This is a genomic window from Paraburkholderia phenazinium (assembly GCF_900142845.1).
GTDB classification, from domain to species: domain Bacteria; phylum Pseudomonadota; class Gammaproteobacteria; order Burkholderiales; family Burkholderiaceae; genus Paraburkholderia; species Paraburkholderia phenazinium_A.
The window spans coordinates 3,844,105-3,861,056 of the sequence record NZ_FSRU01000001.1 but is presented as its reverse complement, the minus strand read 5'-3'; the positions used below and the strand labels follow the sequence as shown (position 1 = coordinate 3,861,056).

General features: G+C 61.7%; 14 protein-coding genes. 12 read left to right on the top strand and 2 right to left on the bottom strand.

Annotated features, from left to right (window positions below; translation table 11 throughout):
* Window positions 1–44: 44 nt before the first annotated feature.
* A complete protein-coding gene (locus BUS12_RS16835) occupies window positions 45–1,316 on the top strand; it encodes a lactonase family protein (RefSeq protein WP_253190097.1) in 1,272 nt (423 codons plus the stop codon).
* Window positions 1,317–1,341: 25 nt separating this feature from the next.
* On the opposite strand, the gene BUS12_RS16830 is transcribed toward BUS12_RS16835, so the two are convergent.
* Together BUS12_RS16830 and BUS12_RS16825 are read right to left on the bottom strand one after the other, a co-directional pair.
* A complete protein-coding gene (locus BUS12_RS16830; protein WP_074296790.1) occupies window positions 1,342–1,962 on the bottom strand; it encodes a LysE family translocator in 621 nt (206 codons plus the stop codon).
* Between the two features lie 98 nt (window positions 1,963–2,060).
* On the bottom strand, window positions 2,061–3,734 hold the full coding sequence (locus BUS12_RS16825; protein ID WP_074296788.1) for an FAD-dependent oxidoreductase: 1,674 nt from the start codon (window positions 3,732–3,734) through the stop codon (window positions 2,061–2,063).
* 486 nt (window positions 3,735–4,220) lie between these two features.
* Here BUS12_RS16825 and BUS12_RS16820 point away from each other — a divergent pair, with 486 nt between their 5' ends.
* The 11 genes from BUS12_RS16820 (at window position 4,221) to BUS12_RS16770 (ending at window position 16,726) form a co-directional block, all read left to right on the top strand.
* On the top strand, window positions 4,221–7,388 hold the full coding sequence (locus BUS12_RS16820; RefSeq protein ID WP_074296786.1) for an efflux RND transporter permease subunit: 3,168 nt from the start codon (window positions 4,221–4,223) through the stop codon (window positions 7,386–7,388).
* Window positions 7,389–7,390: 2 nt separating this feature from the next.
* Window positions 7,391–8,578: an efflux RND transporter periplasmic adaptor subunit gene (locus tag BUS12_RS16815; RefSeq protein WP_074296784.1), complete on the top strand. Its 1,188-nt coding sequence runs from the start codon at window positions 7,391–7,393 to the stop codon at window positions 8,576–8,578.
* Window positions 8,579–8,588: 10 nt separating this feature from the next.
* A complete protein-coding gene (locus BUS12_RS16810) occupies window positions 8,589–10,055 on the top strand; it encodes an efflux transporter outer membrane subunit (RefSeq protein WP_074296781.1) in 1,467 nt (488 codons plus the stop codon).
* 198 nt (window positions 10,056–10,253) lie between these two features.
* Window positions 10,254–11,168 carry a dioxygenase family protein gene (locus BUS12_RS16805; RefSeq protein ID WP_074296779.1) on the top strand — a complete coding sequence of 305 codons (915 nt, stop codon included), beginning with the start codon at window positions 10,254–10,256 and terminating at the stop codon, window positions 11,166–11,168.
* Between the two features lie 13 nt (window positions 11,169–11,181).
* The gene (locus tag BUS12_RS16800; RefSeq protein WP_074296777.1) at window positions 11,182–11,931 is read left to right on the top strand and encodes an SDR family NAD(P)-dependent oxidoreductase; all 750 of its coding nucleotides are present in this window, start codon (window positions 11,182–11,184) and stop codon (window positions 11,929–11,931) included.
* 23 nt (window positions 11,932–11,954) lie between these two features.
* Window positions 11,955–12,836: a beta-keto acid cleavage family enzyme gene (locus tag BUS12_RS16795; protein ID WP_074296775.1), complete on the top strand. Its 882-nt coding sequence runs from the start codon at window positions 11,955–11,957 to the stop codon at window positions 12,834–12,836.
* Complete coding sequence (locus BUS12_RS16790) at window positions 12,833–13,372, top strand: gamma carbonic anhydrase family protein (protein WP_074296773.1); 540 nt, start codon at window positions 12,833–12,835, stop codon at window positions 13,370–13,372. Before BUS12_RS16795 ends, BUS12_RS16790 begins: the two co-directional genes overlap by 4 nt.
* 14 nt (window positions 13,373–13,386) lie before the next feature.
* A complete protein-coding gene (locus BUS12_RS16785) occupies window positions 13,387–13,734 on the top strand; it encodes a cupin domain-containing protein (protein ID WP_074296771.1) in 348 nt (115 codons plus the stop codon).
* 133 nt (window positions 13,735–13,867) lie between these two features.
* Window positions 13,868–14,647, top strand: a complete 780-nt coding sequence (locus tag BUS12_RS16780) for an acetoacetate decarboxylase (protein WP_074296769.1) — start codon at window positions 13,868–13,870, stop codon at window positions 14,645–14,647.
* 32 nt (window positions 14,648–14,679) lie between these two features.
* Window positions 14,680–15,462, top strand: a complete 783-nt coding sequence (locus BUS12_RS16775; RefSeq protein WP_074296767.1) for a 3-hydroxybutyrate dehydrogenase — start codon at window positions 14,680–14,682, stop codon at window positions 15,460–15,462.
* 10 nt (window positions 15,463–15,472) lie between these two features.
* On the top strand, window positions 15,473–16,726 hold the full coding sequence (locus tag BUS12_RS16770; RefSeq protein ID WP_074296764.1) for a DUF3734 domain-containing protein: 1,254 nt from the start codon (window positions 15,473–15,475) through the stop codon (window positions 16,724–16,726).
* Window positions 16,727–16,952: the final 226 nt, after the last annotated feature.

Here is a 16,952-nt window from a genome sequence, read left to right as displayed (position 1 = left end):
AAAAAGTACCAGCGAATCCCACTTTTGTGCAGGGACGCGCGCGTGTGAATCGAATACCCTTAGCCAACCCGTTCACCCCGCTCACGCATGCTGAATGTGTCGCTCGCCTTGCCGAGATTGCACAGCTACCAACAATGACACAGCTGCCCCTCCAGAGAAATGCATTGACGCGGTACGGAGCGATGGCGGCAGCCAGCCTGCTTACGTTGCTGGCCGGTATGCACAGCGCGCGCGGCAATGCCGCGACGCCGCCGGAAAGTGCACAAATGGAACTGGTCTACGTGGGGACGCAGAAAGGTCAGATCGACGCGCTGCGCCTCGACACATCCACCGGCAAACTGACGGCGATCGGCGCTGTTGCGGAGGGGCCGAAATCCACATGGGTGGCCGCGCATCCGCATTTGCCGATGCTTTATGCGGTCGACGACGACAACACCCACGAAGGAAGCGTCACGGCTTATGCCGTGGATCGCGAGACCGGTTCGCTGACCAAGGTGAACGCGGTCGCCACGGGCGGCGCCGGCAGCACGTACCTGGGCTGGGACATCCCCTCGATGACCTTGCTCGACGCCAACTACGCCAGTGGCTCCGTATCGAGCATCGCAGTCAATCGCGACGGCAGTCTGGGTTCACTCGTCTCCACGATTCAGGAGACCGGTTCCGGACCGAACCGGCGGCAGGCAAGTGCCCATGCGCACAGCGCTGTGATCGATCCCTCAGGTCAATACGCACTCGTCCCCGATCTGGGTGCTGACCGCGTGTTCGTATATGGCTTTGACCGCGCAAGTCACGCGGTGACAGCGGGCAACGAGGTCAATCCGCAGTCCTTCGTTACGCCGCCCGGCAGCGGCCCTCGTCGTATCGCATTTGGTCGGAACGGCCAGTTCGCGTATGTGCTGACCGAACTGAGCGCGGAGATCATGGTCCTGCACTGGGATGCCTCGGAAGGGCATTTGACGTTAGTGCAATCCGTGCCGACCAGCACCGAAGAGTTTCAGGGTGTGAGGAGCGGTGCCGAATTGGCGCTCAGTCGTGATGGACGTTTTGTTTATGTGGAAAATCGCGGACAAAATGCACTCGTGGTGTATCGCATTAGCCCCGATTCGGGTGAGCTGTCTCTGGTTCAGCGAACGTCTGCAGGCGGTGTGAAGCCGTGGGGATTTGCCATCGATCCGTCGGGCAGATGGCTGCTGGTCGCGAACCAGCAGAGCGGGACAGTCAACGCATTCAGTATCGATCCTGAATCGGGCATGGTGGCGGACAGTGGCGAGGCGGCCGACATACCGACCGCGGTCAGCGTCGCTTTTGTGAAGTGAGGCGTTGCGATTGCCGGTGCGTACGCTATACGCGGAATTGACCCACCTGGCGCAACACCGTCCACGCCAGCGACAGCGAAAAGGCAGCCAGAATGATCGACGCACAGCGCTGCAGGTGGACCGGACTGATCCGCATCAGCCGGCCGCTGCCGAGCGCCGCGCCAAAGGCGATCCATGCCAGCCCGGTTGGGATCAGTGCGGCGGTAAAGATGCCCATCGCCTCAAGATAAGCGGGCAAACGCTCGAACGCAATCGCGGGAAAGATCGTGCCGGCGAACAGGATGGCTTTCGGATTGAGCAGCGTGGCGACGAACAGCGTGCGCAGGCCGATCGCCTTTTGCGTGGACGCAGGAAACTCGCTCGCGGTTTGCCACATCCGAACCGCGAGGACTGCCAGGTACAGACTGCTTGCAATGCGCAATAGCGCGGGTATCCAGGTGAGCGATGTCGCCGCATGCGAGAGAAAGCATCCCAGCACGGTAATCGACACGAAGTAGCCGGCAAATTCGGCGCCAATCAGATGAGCCGAGCGCCGCACGCCGCGCTGCAGGCCGGCAGTCGCGAACAAGGTGTTGGTGGGCCCTGGCATGATCAGCAGGATCACAATACCTAACGTCAACAATGCAGCGCTGGAGGTCGATAGCATGAGTTGGTGTCAGTAAGGGATGAGCCGGGTTAGCGGCGGTTGTGAAGACACGGTGCAACGCGGCAGGCGCATGGCAAGCGAAACAACGCCGACGGATCTTACCCGCCGCGAGCGAGATACTGATGTACCGCCTGAATGGCCGCCGCCCCCTCGCCGACCGCCGCCGCCACGCGCTTGACGGAGCCGCTGCGCGCATCGCCGGCTGAAAAGATGCCGGGCCGGCTCGTCTCGAGATCGTGCGGCGGCCGCTCCGCAGTCCACGCATCGCCGGTATCGGCACCTGTCAGCACAAAACCGTCCTTGTCGAGCACCACACAATCGCCAAGCCAACGGGTGTTGGGCTCGGCCCCGAGAAAGAGAAACACGTGCCGAATAGGCTTTTGTTCGATCTGCCCTTGCCGGTCCCAACGTATCGCCTCAAGTTTCGATTCGCCGCATAGCTCGACGACCTGTGTCTTCGTATGCAGCGTGATATTGGCTGCCGCATTGATTCGTCTGATCAGATAAGCCGACATGCTGGCGCTGAGTCCGTCGCCGCGAATCACGACGTGGACATGACGCGCGAACCTCGCGAGAAATACCGCAGCCTGTCCCGCCGAGTTGCCGCCGCCCACTACGATCAACTCTTCGTTGCTGCAGAATGCGCCCTCCATGAAGGTCGCGCTGTAGTAGACGCCGCGGCCCTCGAAATGCTCAAGACGCGCAAGGTTCGGCTTTCGATAGCGCGCACCCGTGGCAATCACGACCGCACGGGCGTAAACGGACTCATCCTGACTGAGGCCAATGTGAAACGATTGAGAATCCGTACAGTCGATGGTCAGCGCTTCAATCGGCACGCCGACTTCGGCGCCGAACTTGCGGCATTGCGACAGGCCGCGGCCAGCCAACGCCTGCCCCGAGATGCCGGTCGGAAAACCAAAGTAATTCTCGATCTTCGAACTGGTGCCGGCCTGGCCTCCCGGCGCTTTGGCGTCCAGTACCGCCACCTTCAATCCTTCCGAGGCCGCATACACTGCGGCCGCGAGTCCCGCGGGTCCTGCGCCCACCACCACGAGGTCGAAGTGCTCGCCATTGAGCCGGTCCGGACTCAGGCCGATTGCATCCGCGACGGCTCGGTGGCCGGGTTGCTTCAGCACGGCCCCTTGCAAGGTGATCACCACTGGAATGTCGGCTTCCGTTGCGCCGTAGTGCGTCAGGAGGTCTTTGGCCTCGGGGTGTTGGACGATATCGAAGTAGGCCGAGGGCTGCGCGTTGCGGCTGAGGAAGTGACGCAGGCGTAGCGTAGCGCCCGAGGACGTACTTCCAATCACCACCATGCTCACATGTTGACCCTGGATGAAAGCGACCCGGCGCAGGATATAGGCGCGCATGATCGTTTCGCTGAGTTCGGCTTCGGCGATCACGAGCGCGCGGAGCGATTCCTCGTCGATGACGATGACCTCGCAGTCGGTGAGGGCGCGTGTCGTTGCGACCGCAGCCCGGCCGGCGAGCGTGGCGACCTCGCCGGTGAAACTGCCGGGCCCGTGGGTGCCCAGCAATTGGGGGCCCTGAACCGACGCCCGGATCGCCTCGATCGTGCCGGAGAGAATGGCGAACATGCCGGTGTGGCGGTCGCCTTCGGAATAGAGGATGTCGTTGGCCTTCAGCTTGCGCCGCTCGCCGTATCCTTCCAGGATCGCCAGTTGCTTCTCGCCGAGCGTGGGATACACCTGATGGTAGCGGCTGCCACCTGACGACAGATCGTGGGGATTGCCTGAAGTATCTTTGCCCATGGCGGTTTCCGAAGTGATGCTTGTGGTGAAACTGCTGCATTCAGAGTGGCTATGATATCTCCGTTTGCGGTCCATAGAATCGCGCGGTTTGCCGGCGTGAGCGGATCGACCTGATCGACCATCGCGTAGGGTCCCGCTGCGCGTCTGCGCCCGGACTCCGCATCTTTGAACCTTCGTTTCATCGCCACCTGCCTGGTTATCCATCCACGGTCGAAGAGACCACGTCAACAGCAGCGCGAGTCTAAAGGGGCTGGCCTGTCGCCACACATGCTCCGGACGGAAAGTGATTGTTGTCGCTTCGGATAACTATCAGTGGGTTTGCCGTAAGAGTGCCTGAACATGGGCTTTTGCCGGGGGCGGCGCGTTCCAGGCGCGACGTCGACGCGCCTGCGTGGCCGAGATACAGAAGTGTTTGTCCGAACGCCTCCTGGTACGCCAAATACACTCCGGTCGCTGATTCAACCTCTTTTCAAGTGACCGGATGCCATGTGGATCGTCAATATCGCACTACGGAGGCCGCTGACATTTATCGTCGCGGCCATCCTCATTCTGTTAGCTACACCATTCGTGCTGCTGCGGATGCCTACGGATATTTTTCCGGAAATCGACATACCTGTTGTCAGCATCATCTGGAGTTACAACGGACTCGATGCGACCGATATGGCGCAGCGAATCGTGACCGTCAGTGAGCGCAGCCTCACCACCACGGTCAACGACATCGACCACATCGAGTCGTCGTCGCTCGCCGGCGTGGGCGTGATCAAGCTTTATCTGCGCCCTGGCGCCAGCGTACCAATGGCCGTGGCTCAGGCTGTCGCCAATGTGCAGCAGACGCTGCGCGTATTGCCGCCCGGCATTACCGCGCCGCTCGTCATCAAATATTCGGCGTCGAGCGTACCGATCATCCAGTTGGGCTTGTCCAGCGACACGCTGTCGGAACAGCAGTTGAACGACCTCGGGATGAACTTCCTGCGGCCTCAGCTCGTGACCATTCCTGGAACGGCGGTCCCGTATCCATATGGTGGGAAATCGCGCGTCATCGCGGTCGACCTCGATACGCAGGCCTTGCTGGCGAAGGGCATGACACCGACCGACGTCGTGAACGCCGTGACTGCACAGAACCTGATCCTGCCGTCGGGAACGGCGAAGCTCGGCGCCACCGAATACCAGGTTGACGTGAATGGGGCGCCCGAGGCCATTTCCGAGTTGAACGCCATTCCGGTTAGCACGAAGAACGGCTCGACCACTTACCTCAGCGAAGTGGCTCACGTACGGGACGGCTTCTCGCCGCAAACCAGCGTGGTTCGCCAGGATGGACACCGCGGCGTGCTTCAGCCGATCCTGAAGAATGGCGGTTCGTCGACACTGCAGATCGTCAGCGACCTCAGAAAGATGTTGCCGTTGGCGGCCGCTTCCCTGCCGAAGGATCTGCGCATCACGCCGCTCTTCGACCAGTCCGTGTTCGTCAAAAGTGCGATTACAGGCGTGATCCGCGAAGCGGCGATTGCCGCCGCGCTGACCGCCGCCATGATCCTGATGTTCCTCGGGAGTTGGCGCAGCACGGTCATCATTGCCGTGTCGATTCCATTGTCGATACTGTCGTCCATCATCATGCTCAGCATCTGTGGACAGACCATCAACCTGATGACGCTCGGCGGCCTGGCGCTGGCGGTGGGTATTCTCGTCGACGATGCGACCGTGACGATCGAAAACATCGAGCGTCACCTGCATCTCGGCACACCGCTCGAAGACGCCATCCTGACGGGTGCGGGCGAGATCGCGGTACCGGCGCTTGTTTCGACACTGTGTATCTGTATCGTTTTCGTGCCGATGTTCTTTCTGAGCGGCGTCGCGAAGTTCCTCTTCGTGCCGCTGGCCGAGGCAGTCGTGTTCGCGATGATCGCCTCCTACGTGCTCTCACGAACGCTCGTGCCGACGCTGGTCAAGTATCTGATGGCCAACGTATCGCACCACGCCGCCAATCCCACGCCTAACCTGTTCCACCGGGTGCAGGGCCGCTTCGAAGCGGGCTTCGAGCGCCTGCGTGCCGGTTATGTCGAGGTGCTTGAGGTGGTGTTGTCCAACCGTACGCTTTTTGTCTCGATCTTCCTCGGTATCTGTATCGCCTCTTGTGGGCTGTTCCTGACCTTGGGGCGCGATTTTTTCCCGAGCGTCGACTCCGGTCAGATCCGCTTGCACATGCGCGGTCCCACGGGCATGCGTATCGAGGAGACAGCCAGGCTTGCTGACGAAGTCGAAGGGACCATCCGTCAGGTTATTCCCGCCGGCGATCTCGACACGATCCTGGACAACATCGGCTTGCCGGTCAGCGGGATCAATCTGGCATACAGCAACGGTGGCACGATCGGCAATTCGGATGCTGAAATTCTGATTGCCCTGAAAGAAGGCAAACACGGCAACACGCGCGACTACGTTCGAACCTTGCGGACCGAGCTGGCCAAAAAGTATCCCGGCGCCGAGTTCTTCTTTCAGCCGGCCGACATGGTGACGCAGATTCTCAACTTCGGCTCGCCTGCAGCAATCGACGTTCAGTTTGCCGGCAACGACCCGGAGAAATTGCGCAGTATTGCCAATAACCTGTCCTATCAGATGCGCAAGATTCCCGGGGCGGTCGACGTTCACGTCTATCAGCTGGACAACAACCCCGGTCTCGGCTTGCGCATGAACCGCACCGAAATCCAGCAGGTCGGACTCAACGCGACCGACGTCGCCGAGAACATGCTCGATTCCCTCAGCGGCAGCTTCCAGACCTCGCCGTCGTTCTGGTTGAGCAAGAACGGGGTGGTCTACAACGTCGCCGTGCAGTCGCCGCAATATCGCATCAACACGCTGGATGACCTGCTGCGCACACCGGTGGCGCACGTCGGCTCGGGGTATCCGTCCCAATTGCTCGGCAATCTGGTGCAGGTCAAGCCGGAGATCCAGCCTGCCGTCGTGACGCATTACAACATCATGCCGACAGTCGACATCTACGCGGACGTCGACGGACGGGATCTGGGCTCAGTCAGCGGCCAGATCCAGACATTGATCAAACAGGTTCAGCCCACGTTGCCGCGCGGCGCCCGGGTCACGCTGCGTGGCCAGGTGCAGACCATGAACTCGTCGTTCCTCGCGCTTGGCGTGGGACTGGTCATGGCGATCCTGCTCGTCTATCTGCTCATCGTGATCAACTTTCAGACCTGGGTCGACGCCTTCATCATCATTACCGCGCTGCCCGCTGCACTGGCCGGTATCGCATGGATGCTGTTCTTCACTGAGACCACGCTGAGCGTCCCCGCATTGATGGGAGCCATCATGACCATGGGGGTGGCGACCGCCAACAGCATCCTGCTCGTCTCGTTTGCACGCGAACGCATGGCTGCAGGTTGCGATGCGCTGACGGCCGCATACGAAGCGGGTGCAACGCGGATTCGCCCGGTTCTGATGACCGCGCTTGCCATGATCATCGGGATGATTCCGATGGCGCTCGGGATGGGCGATGGTGGCGAGCAGAACGCACCTCTGGGACGTGCCGTGATTGGCGGCCTGCTGTTCGCGACGTTCTCGACCCTGCTATTCGTTCCTTCTGTCTTTGCGCTCCTGCACAGGAAGCGTCCTCAACACATTGCCGAAGCTCCGGCGCTTGGAGAATAACCATGTCCAGTTCCCACGATTCTGTTGTACCGGCATCCAGTCGTGATGCTGAATCAGGCAAGGCCGATTCGACGGCCGTCAAGCGGGCCTCAAAAATTGCAGTGATGGTGGTTATTGCGTTTGCAGTGCTAGGGGCGAGAGCAATCTGGGATCGTTCGGCGCACGCCAATGCACTCGAGAAGACAGCTAGCGAGAGCGCGCAACAATACGTGACGGCGGTCAAGCCCAAAGCCGGGCCCGCCGATCAGACGGTCAAGCTGCCGGGCACACTCATGGGCGTGACGGAATCGCCGATTTATGCCAGAAGCACAGGGTATATCGCGCATTGGTACAAGGACATCGGCGATACGGTCAAGCAAGGGGATCTGCTGGCGACCGTGGACACGCCTGAGATCGACCGGGAACTGAGTGCGGCCGAAGCCACGCGTGAGCAGGTCAAGGCCCGTCTCGATCTCGCGGGCATCTCGGCGAAGCGCTGGCAGAAGTTGCGCTCGGACGACGCGGTGTCGCAGGAGGAGCTCGACGAACGGCAGAGCGCACTCACTCAAAGCCAGGCCGATCTCGACGCTGCGAATGCGGAGGTCGGCCGGCTCCAGGAGCTCGAGCGCTTCAAGAGCATCGTGGCCCCGTTCGCCGGCGTGATCACGCGACGCAACATCGACATAGGGGCATTGGTCGACGCAGGCTCAGAAGGGGCAGGCAAGGAACTGTTCATGCTGGCCAAAACGGACGTGCTGAAAACCTATGTGTACGTGCCCGAGGCCTATTCGCAGCGGGTCAAGAACGGCGATAGGGTGCGCGTCACGCTCAACGAACTTCCCGGCAAGAACTTCTACGGCACCGTTGTGCGTACCGCCGACGCGATCGATACCGTGACTCGCTCGATGCAGATCGAGGTCGATCTGCCCAACCCGGACGGCGTGCTGAAGCCTGGCGCGTACGCCGACGTGCAACTGGATCTGCCGTCGAGCGATGCAGTTGTGATCCCGGCCAATACGTTGCTGTTCCGCGCCGAAGGCCTGCGCGTGGCGGTGATTGATCCCAATGGTCAGGTTCATCTGAAACCCGTGACGGTCGGAGAAGACTACGGCACCACGCTGCAGATTACCCAGGGTGTGAATGCCACGGACCGTCTGGTACTCAATCCGCCCGACTCGCTCGAGGATGGCCAGCATGTCTCCGTCCGCTAAGGGTGCCGCTATGAAACGCTCTGTCAAACACGCGGTGTCGCTGGCATTGGTCAGTGCATGCATGGGCTGCGCCATGGGTCCCAACTATGTCAAACCTGTCGTCGCCACGCCTGCAGGGTGGCACCCGGAGGCGCCGTGGCAGACCGCCCAACCTCAGGACGACGCGCTCAGGGGAGACTGGTGGACGCTCTTCAACGATCCCGCGCTCGATGGCCTGGAACAGAAGGCCGCTGGAGCCAATCCGACGCTGAAGGCGGCCTTCGAGCACTACACGCAATCGGAGGCTGAACTGGGCGAGGTCAAATCGGCGGAGATGCCGTCTGTCGGTCTGGGGGCCGCGGCATCGCGCTCGCGGATTTCCGGGAACCGGCCGCTGCAGAGCTACGCCATTCCCAATACCTCAATCGTTCAGAACGATATCCAGGTTGGCATTCAGGCGAGCTATGAAGTCGATCTGTTTGGCCGGGTACGACGCGAAGTTGAGGCGTCGAAAGCCGACAGCGAGCAGTCAAAAGCGGATTTCCAGAATATGGAGCTGGTGATTGCCGCAGAGGTGGCCACGACCTATTTCAATGTCCGCGAACTGGACGAAGAGACCGCCGTGGTGGATTCGATGGTGACCTACGAGCAGGCGGCGCTCAAATTCGTTGCCAGCCGGTATCGCGATGGCGATGCATCGGGTCTTGACTTGTCGCAGCAACAAGCCGAACTGGCGGCAACGACGACGCAACGCGAATTGCTCGCCGAGCAAAGGGCGCGCGCAGAACATGCACTCGCGACGTTGACGGGCACGCCCGCCCCCGACTTCCAGTTGGCGGCGGGCGCTATGCCGACCCGCATTCCAGCCGTACCCGTCGGCATTCCTTCCGGGTTGCTGCAGCGGCGTCCGGACATCGCCGCAGCGGAACGCGCCGTGGCCGCGGCGAATGCCAGGATTGGCGTGGCCCGCAGCGCCTACTACCCGAACATCGTGCTGAGCCCGTCTGTCGCATTCGAGTCCGTCGCCGGCGGGTCGCTGTTTACCGCGTCGAGCCTGCTGTGGTCGTTGGGCGGATCGGCCTTCGAGAACGTGTTTGAAGGCGGCAAGATTGTCGCCATGAACCGCTTCGCCGAAGCAGGGTATCGGGCGTCGGTCGACGACTATTCGGCCACCGTCCTGAAGGCCTTTCAGGAAGTTCAGGATGGCATGTCGAGCATGAGCTATCTGGGCAAGGCGGCTGACGAGTCGGTTGCGGCCACCCGTAGCGCGGATCACGTGTTGTCGATCGCGACGGAGCGCTATCAGGATGGACTTGCCAACTACCTCGACGTGATCGACGCCCAGCAGGCGTTGCTGACGCAGCGGCGATTGAACACCACCATCCGTGGCGAGCAACTGGCCCAGAGCGTGTTTCTCATCAAGGCGTTGGGAGGCGGCTGGGGTGCCTCCTCGTCTATGGCGAAGACACCGGATGCGGGTCACAACCCGGCGTCGTAAGCGCTCAGATGGACTCGAGGAAACCCTGGGATGGCCGAAACTCGAAAGCGGTTGTCCGCCGCGCGTTCCCCGGGTGGCTAGCATCCAGACATGGCCTCGCGAAATTCGCCGGGGCTCATTCAAGTGCTTTATCAACGCCGTCGTGAGGCTAGCGCAATGCGTTCGCACCTCCGATGGCTGGGCATCTAGGAGACTCGTATGACTGATTTATCTCATCTGGACAGTATCGTGGACGATGCGGATTCGATTACCGAAGTGGTGCAGGCTGCCATGAGCCGAACCGACGATGTCCGGCTCAAACAGATTGTCGATGCACTCGTGCGACACGCCCACGCGTTTTTCCGCGAAGTCAGATTGACCGACCAGGAGTTTGAGCAGGGCATCGAGTTTGTCAAGGCCATTGGTCAGGCCACGACAGACGATCACAACGAGGTGGTGTTGTGCGCGGACGTGCTGGGTTTTTCGACGCTGGTCACACTGCTCAATACCATCGACAAGACCGACCGCACGCCCGGCGCATTGCTCGGTCCGTTCTATCGCGGCCATTCCCCTGAATACCGCAACGGCGAATGCATTGTGGCCGACGGTTCGCCCGGCGCGCCGCTGTTCGTGCGTGGCCGCGTGGTCGATCGGGCACGGCGGCCGGTCGCGAATGCCATGGTGGATGTGTGGCAAGCATCGCCGGTGGGGCTTTATGAAAACCAGGACCCGGACCAGCCCGACATGAATCTGCGCGGCCGCTTCCGGACGGATGCCGAGGGCTACTTCCGCTTTCGTTCGGTCAGACCCGCCGGCTATCCGATTCCCACGCACGGTCCGGTGGGTGGGTTGCTGGAGAAGCAGCACCGGCATCCGTATCGACCTGCTCATATTCACTTCCTCGTCATCGCTGAAGGGTACGAGACGCTGGTCAGTCAGGTTTTTGCCGACGACTCGGGCTATCTCGGCTCGGATGTCGTGTTCGGCGTGATCCGCGATCTGGTCGGCCGATTCGAACTGCATGAGGACGGCAAGGCGCCTGACGCGGACGTGACCGGGCCGTACTACACGCTCGGATACGAATTTGTGCTGGCCGAAGGTACGCCGACGTACCCGACGCCCCCCATCAAGTAACACGGAGACTCAAGTGTCCAAGGATCTCGAAGGAAAAGTAGCCGTCATTCTGGGCGGCACGGGCGGCATCGGCGCCGCTACGGCGACCCGGCTTGCCCATGCAGGCGCCACTGTCGTCGTCACCGGCCAGTCGGGTGTCGAAAAGGCGCAGCGGGTGGTCGATGCATTGCCGGGAAGCGGTCATCTGGCCGCGGTGGCGTCGCTTACGGACAGCGCATCGCTCGCCGCTCTCGCCAGTTGCGTCAAGGCGCAGTTGGGGCGCGCCGACATCCTCGTGAATACCGCCGGGTTTACCAAGCCGGTCAAACATGGCGACCTCGACGCGCTCACCGACGAGCTCATCGACGAAATCATGAAGGTCAACTGGCGCGCGCAGTTTGCGGCCATCCGTGCCTTTCGCCCGCTGCTCGACGAGTCCGGCGACGGTCTGGTGGTGAACGTGTCGTCGATTTCCGCCAGCACGGGTGTGGGCAGCAACATTGCCTACTGCGCGGCGAAGGCCGGGCTCGATGTGATGGCGGCCTCGCTGGCGCGGGCGCTGGCTCCGCGCATCCGGGTTTTGAACGTTTCGCCGGGTGTGGTCGACACGAGCTTTGTGCCCGGGCGGGGCGCGGATTTCAACGACAAGGTTGCCGCGACGACGCCGCTCGGACGCATTGGGACTCCTGACGATATCGCCGCAGCCGTCGAAGCATGCGCCACCCATTTGACATTCAGCACCGGCGTCACGATCGTGGTCGACGGCGGCCGCCGTCTGAACTGAACTGAGCTTAAGCGAGACCTCTCATGCATGTACGCAAAACCATCATCACCTGTGCGGTGACCGGCAACCTGACGAAGCCGGAGCAGCATCCAGGACTGCCGATTACGCCGCAGCAGATTGCGACCTCGGCGCTGGAAGCCGCCCAGGCCGGCGCCGCGGTCGTTCATATTCATGTGCGCGATCCGCAAACCGGCCGGCCGTCGATGGAGATCGATCTGTACCGGCAGGTGATCGAGCGCATCCGTGCCGTCGATCCCGAACTGATCATCAATCTGACCACAGGCCCCGGAGGACGCTTCATTCCGAGCGACGACGATCCCAAGGTGGCGGCGCCCGGCACCACACTGCTGCCGCCGGAACGACGCGTCGAACACATCGCGGCGCTGAAACCCGATATCTGCAGCCTCGACCTGAATACGATGAATTCAGGCGGCGACGTGGTGATCAACACCCCGAAGAACGTTCGCCGCATGGCTAGTGTGATACGTGAAGCAGGCGTCAAGCCGGAGCTCGAGATCTTCGATTCCGGCGACTTGCACCTCGCACTGGATCTGATCAAGGAAGGCGTGCTCGACGGGCCTGGACTCTGGACGTTCGTCCTGGGCGTGAAGTATGGCTTCGCCGCGACGCCCGAAACGCTGTTCTACGCCCGCAATTTTCTCCCGCCGGGCGCGGCGTGGTCGGCTTTCGGCATTGGCCGCACCGAGTTTCCCATCGTTGCCCAGGCGTGGCTCGCGGGTGGTCATGTGCGGGTCGGCCTCGAAGACAATATCTATCTCTCCAAAGGTGTGCTGGCCGAAACCAATGCGGTGCTGGTGGCCCGTGCGCGGGACATCGTATTGTCGCTCGGCGGTGAGATTGCGACCGCACGCGAAGCGCGCGAGCAACTGGGGTTGGTGAAATGAGCGAGGATCAGGATGCCCGGCAGTTCGGGACACCGTCGGTACACCGAACCGTATTCGTCGCTCATGGAACGTCGATTATCGGCGACGTGAAGATTGGCGAGCACGCGTCGATCTGGTTCAACTGCGTTTTGCGCGGTGACGTGCAACGCATTGTGGTCGGCGCGCGAAGCAACATCCAGGACGGTTCGATCCTGCATGGCACGACCCATGGATCGCCGACGCTGATTGGCAGTCAGGTCACTGTGGGACATGGCGCGATTCTGCACGCCTGCACCATCGAGGACCTCGCCTTCGTCGGCTTCGGCGCCCGCGTTCTCGATAACGCGGTGGTGCGCACCGGCGGCATGCTGGCGGCGGGCGCGGTGCTGACACCTGGGAAAGTGGTCGGAGCCGGGGAGTTGTGGGCGGGTAATCCGGCCAAACTTCTGCGCCCGCTCACCGAGCAGGAACGCGCAGGAATGGTCACATCGGCGGACCGTTATGTGGCGCTCGCGCAGCGCTACCTGTTCTCCAAACCGGTTGTCCTGCACTTCTGAGTCTTGCCTAAGCCATGAACGTAACGCGATTTAACGAAGCCCCCGAGTACCTGCCCGCGCATCACTATCAGATGCGTTGTGTGCGGCTTCAGGGGCACGAGGCCGGCCCTGCCGACGCATTGTGGATGGGGGTCTCGACGATCGAGCCCGGGGGGCACACGTCGCTGGCGGCGTCGCCGCTGGAGAAGCACTACGTGGTGCTGCGAGGCGAGGTCGTGGTCAGCACCGGGGACCACGAAACAACGCTGTACCGCTACGACTCGTGCCGTCTCGCGCCAGGTGAAACACGCGCATTGAGAAACGATTCCGCCGAGGTCGCCATGATTTTATTGGCCATGCCGGTAGCGGGTTCGACACCCTGACCCGTCGCGAGGTTCCAGCCGCAGCGTTGCAGTTTGGTTAACGGTCTATTGATAAATGACGGCTCCTCCTGCGCGCGCATTGCCTCTACCATTGCTGCGGCGCTGCATGGGCAGCCAGTCATCAAGGAGTCTCATGAATCTCGCTTCGATCCGCAAAGACGCCTTTGCGATGCCCGTTCACAATCCCGCGTATCCCCGGCCGCCGTACCGCTTTATCAACCGGGAATACTTCATCATTTCCTACGAGACCGATTTCGATGCGCTGCGCGCCATCGTGCCGGAGCCGTTGCATCCGGAAAACGATCTCGTGCATTACGAATTCATTCGCATGCCTGACTCGTCGGGCTTCGGTAATTACACCGAGAGCGGTCAGGTTATCTCGGTGCGCGACCAGCAAGGGCGCCTTGGCAACTACACGCATTCGATGTACCTCGATGACGAAGGTCCGATTGCCGGGGGCCGCGAAATATGGGGCTTTCCGAAGAAACTGGCTAAACCCACCCTGGGCGTCGACGGTAACGACACGCTGCTCGGCACGCTCGACTACGGTACCCAGCGTATCGCCACCGGCACGATGGGCTTCAAGCATGTGGCGCTCGATATCGAGGCTGAATGCAAGAAGCTGGCGGACACACCGAATTACCTGTTGAAAGTGATTCCGCACGTCGACGGTTCGCCGCGCGTCTGCGAGCTCGTGCGCTTCTATCTGCGCGACGTGAGCGTGCTGGGCGCGTGGTCGGGTCCCGCCGCGCTCGAACTGCATCCGCACGCGCTGGCGCCGGTCGCCGATCTGCCGGTGAAGCGGGTGGTCGGCGCGCGGCATGTGATTGCCAATCTCACGCTGGATATCGGCGAGGTCGCACTCGATTATCTCGCTTCGACCGAGAGCATGAAGCTCGCGGTCAATCAATAACGAATCGTGAACCGATTAGAAAGGAACGCAACATGTCGTTGAACAATAAAGTCGCGCTTGTAACCGGCGCAGCAAGCGGTATCGGCGAGCAATGCGCACGCAAGCTCGCGAGTCTCGGCGCCGCAGTGGTGATCGCCGACCTGAATCTCGAGAACGCGCAGAAGGTCGCGAGCAGCATCGCCGCCGCGGGCGGCAAGGCGCTGGCCGTCGCGATGGATGTCACGAACGAAGAAGCGGTGAATAGCGGGATTGAGCGCGCGGTGCAGGAACTGGGCAGCCTCGACGTGCTCGTCTCGAACGCGGGGATCCAGATCGTCGCGCCCATCGAGGAGTATGCGTTTTCCGACTGGAAGAAGATGCTGGCGATCCATCTGGATGGCGCCTTCCTCACCACCAAGGCGGCGATCAAGCATATGTACGCGGGCGGCAAGGGCGGCTCGATCGTCTATATGGGTTCGGTCCATTCGCATGAGGCGTCGAAGCTGAAGTCCGCCTATGTGACGGCCAAGCATGGCTTGCTCGGACTAGCCCGCGTGGTCGCCAAGGAAGGCGGCCCGCGAGGCGTGCGCGCGAACGTGGTGTGTCCGGGCTATGTGCGCACCCCGCTCGTCGACAAGCAGATTCCCGAGCAGGCCAAGGAGCTCGGCATTTCCGAAGCCGAAGTCGTGAAGAACGTGATGCTCAAGGAAACCGTCGACGGTGAATTCACCACGGTCGAGGACGTCGCCAATACGGTTGCGTTCCTTGCCGGTTTCGAATCGAATGCGCTCACCGGGCAGTCGGTGGTCGTCAGCCACGGCTGGTTCATGCAATAAGGGGTTACGTATGCGCAGCAGCACAACAAAAACTAACCGGCAGCCGGATGCGTTCGTGCTGCCGCGCTACGATGAAATTGCCCTCGTGCTTCAGGGCGGCGGCGCGCTGGGATCCTACCAGGCCGGCGTCTACGAAGGTCTGGCCGAGGCCGGTGTGCAACCGCACTGGATCGCCGGCGTCTCGATCGGTGCATTGAATACCGCGATCATTGCCGGTAATGCGCCGGAGAAGCGCGTGGAAGCGTTACGCGGCTTCTGGAATGCGATCTGCCATCCACGCGACTGGCTCGGCGGCCTGGGCGCCCTGGCGCTACCCGTCATGGGGCTGCAAGACCTGTCGCGCAAGTGGGCCAGCATGTGGGCCGCGGGGCGCGCGTTGACGGAGGGCCAGCCAGGCTTCTTTGCCCCGCGCGTGCCGTTGCCGATGGCCGGCTTCGGCAAGCAAAGCCCCAACGTGGTCAGCTATTACGACACGGCCGCGCTAAAAGAAACGCTGTTGAAGTTCGCCGATTTCGACCGCATCAACGATGGCGACATTCGCGTGTCGGTCGGCGCGGTGAATGTGCGCACCGGCAACCTGGTGTACTTCGACAACACGAAGATGCGTCTGGAACCGGAGCACTTCATGGCGTCGGGCGCTTTGCCGCCGGGTTTTCCGGCGGTTGAGATAGACGGCGAATACTACTGGGACGGCGGCCTCGTTTCCAACACGCCGTTGACCGAGGTGCTGCGCGATGCCGACCACAAGGATGCACTGGTTTTTCAGGTGGATCTGTGGAGCGCGAGCGGCAAGGCACCGGGGGATTTCCTCGACGTGTCGGAGCGTGCCAAAGACATCCAGTACTCGAGCCGTACGCGAGCGATTACCAGCATGCTGGCGGATCGCCAGAAGCACGCACGTTTCATCAAGGAACTGCTCGCGCATGTTCCGGCCGATGTGCGCAAAACCGATCCGCTATTCCGTCTCGCCGAAGAGGCCGCCGACGGCAGCGCAATCAATGTGGTGCATCTCATCTACAAGAACAAGCCGTATGAGGGGCATTACAAGGACTACGAGTTCAGCAGCGACACGATGCACGAGCATTGGGAAAGCGGTCTCGAAGACATTCGCGATTCGTTTGCTCATCGGGATTGGTTCGACGTGCCGAGCCGCGAACAGGGTTTCGTGACGCACGACGTGCATCGCCGGCCGGGTTCCGTACCGCAGTCCGATCGCGACATGCCTGAATTGCCCCTCGGCGTGGAGCGCAAGGTCGCCGCATGAACCGAGGCTTGCGTCTGCTGCAGACGACTTCGTAAGCGTTGGTAAGTCTTCGGCGCAAGGCTATCTGCAGCGCGTTGCCGCACTCAGGTAAGGCGCGGTAAGACTCCCGCCATCCCAATCCCTCCGCATCCCTCCCTATAGCGTCGCACTGCGTGCGACGCCTTCAATCACCGCGCCGCATCGCGTCTTTCGCCCCTGCGAGGGCCCTCCGTAGCCACGCTGTTGG

Excerpts from the sequence above, each read along its gene's own strand:
- BUS12_RS16830 (WP_074296790.1), bottom strand. The coding sequence starts at position 1,962 with ATGCTATCGACCTCCAGCGCTGCATTGTTGACGTTAGGTATTGTGATC.
- BUS12_RS16825 (WP_074296788.1), bottom strand. The coding sequence starts at position 3,734 with ATGGGCAAAGATACTTCAGGCAATCCCCACGATCTGTCGTCAGGTGGC.
- BUS12_RS16820 (WP_074296786.1), top strand. The coding sequence starts at position 4,221 with ATGTGGATCGTCAATATCGCACTACGGAGGCCGCTGACATTTATCGTC.
- BUS12_RS16815 (WP_074296784.1), top strand. The coding sequence starts at position 7,391 with ATGTCCAGTTCCCACGATTCTGTTGTACCGGCATCCAGTCGTGATGCT.
- BUS12_RS16810 (WP_074296781.1), top strand. The coding sequence starts at position 8,589 with ATGAAACGCTCTGTCAAACACGCGGTGTCGCTGGCATTGGTCAGTGCA.
- BUS12_RS16805 (WP_074296779.1), top strand. The coding sequence starts at position 10,254 with ATGACTGATTTATCTCATCTGGACAGTATCGTGGACGATGCGGATTCG.
- BUS12_RS16795 (WP_074296775.1), top strand. The coding sequence starts at position 11,955 with ATGCATGTACGCAAAACCATCATCACCTGTGCGGTGACCGGCAACCTG.
- BUS12_RS16790 (WP_074296773.1), top strand. The coding sequence starts at position 12,833 with ATGAGCGAGGATCAGGATGCCCGGCAGTTCGGGACACCGTCGGTACAC.
- BUS12_RS16785 (WP_074296771.1), top strand. The coding sequence starts at position 13,387 with ATGAACGTAACGCGATTTAACGAAGCCCCCGAGTACCTGCCCGCGCAT.
- BUS12_RS16780 (WP_074296769.1), top strand. The coding sequence starts at position 13,868 with ATGAATCTCGCTTCGATCCGCAAAGACGCCTTTGCGATGCCCGTTCAC.
- BUS12_RS16775 (WP_074296767.1), top strand. The coding sequence starts at position 14,680 with ATGTCGTTGAACAATAAAGTCGCGCTTGTAACCGGCGCAGCAAGCGGT.
- BUS12_RS16770 (WP_074296764.1), top strand. The coding sequence starts at position 15,473 with ATGCGCAGCAGCACAACAAAAACTAACCGGCAGCCGGATGCGTTCGTG.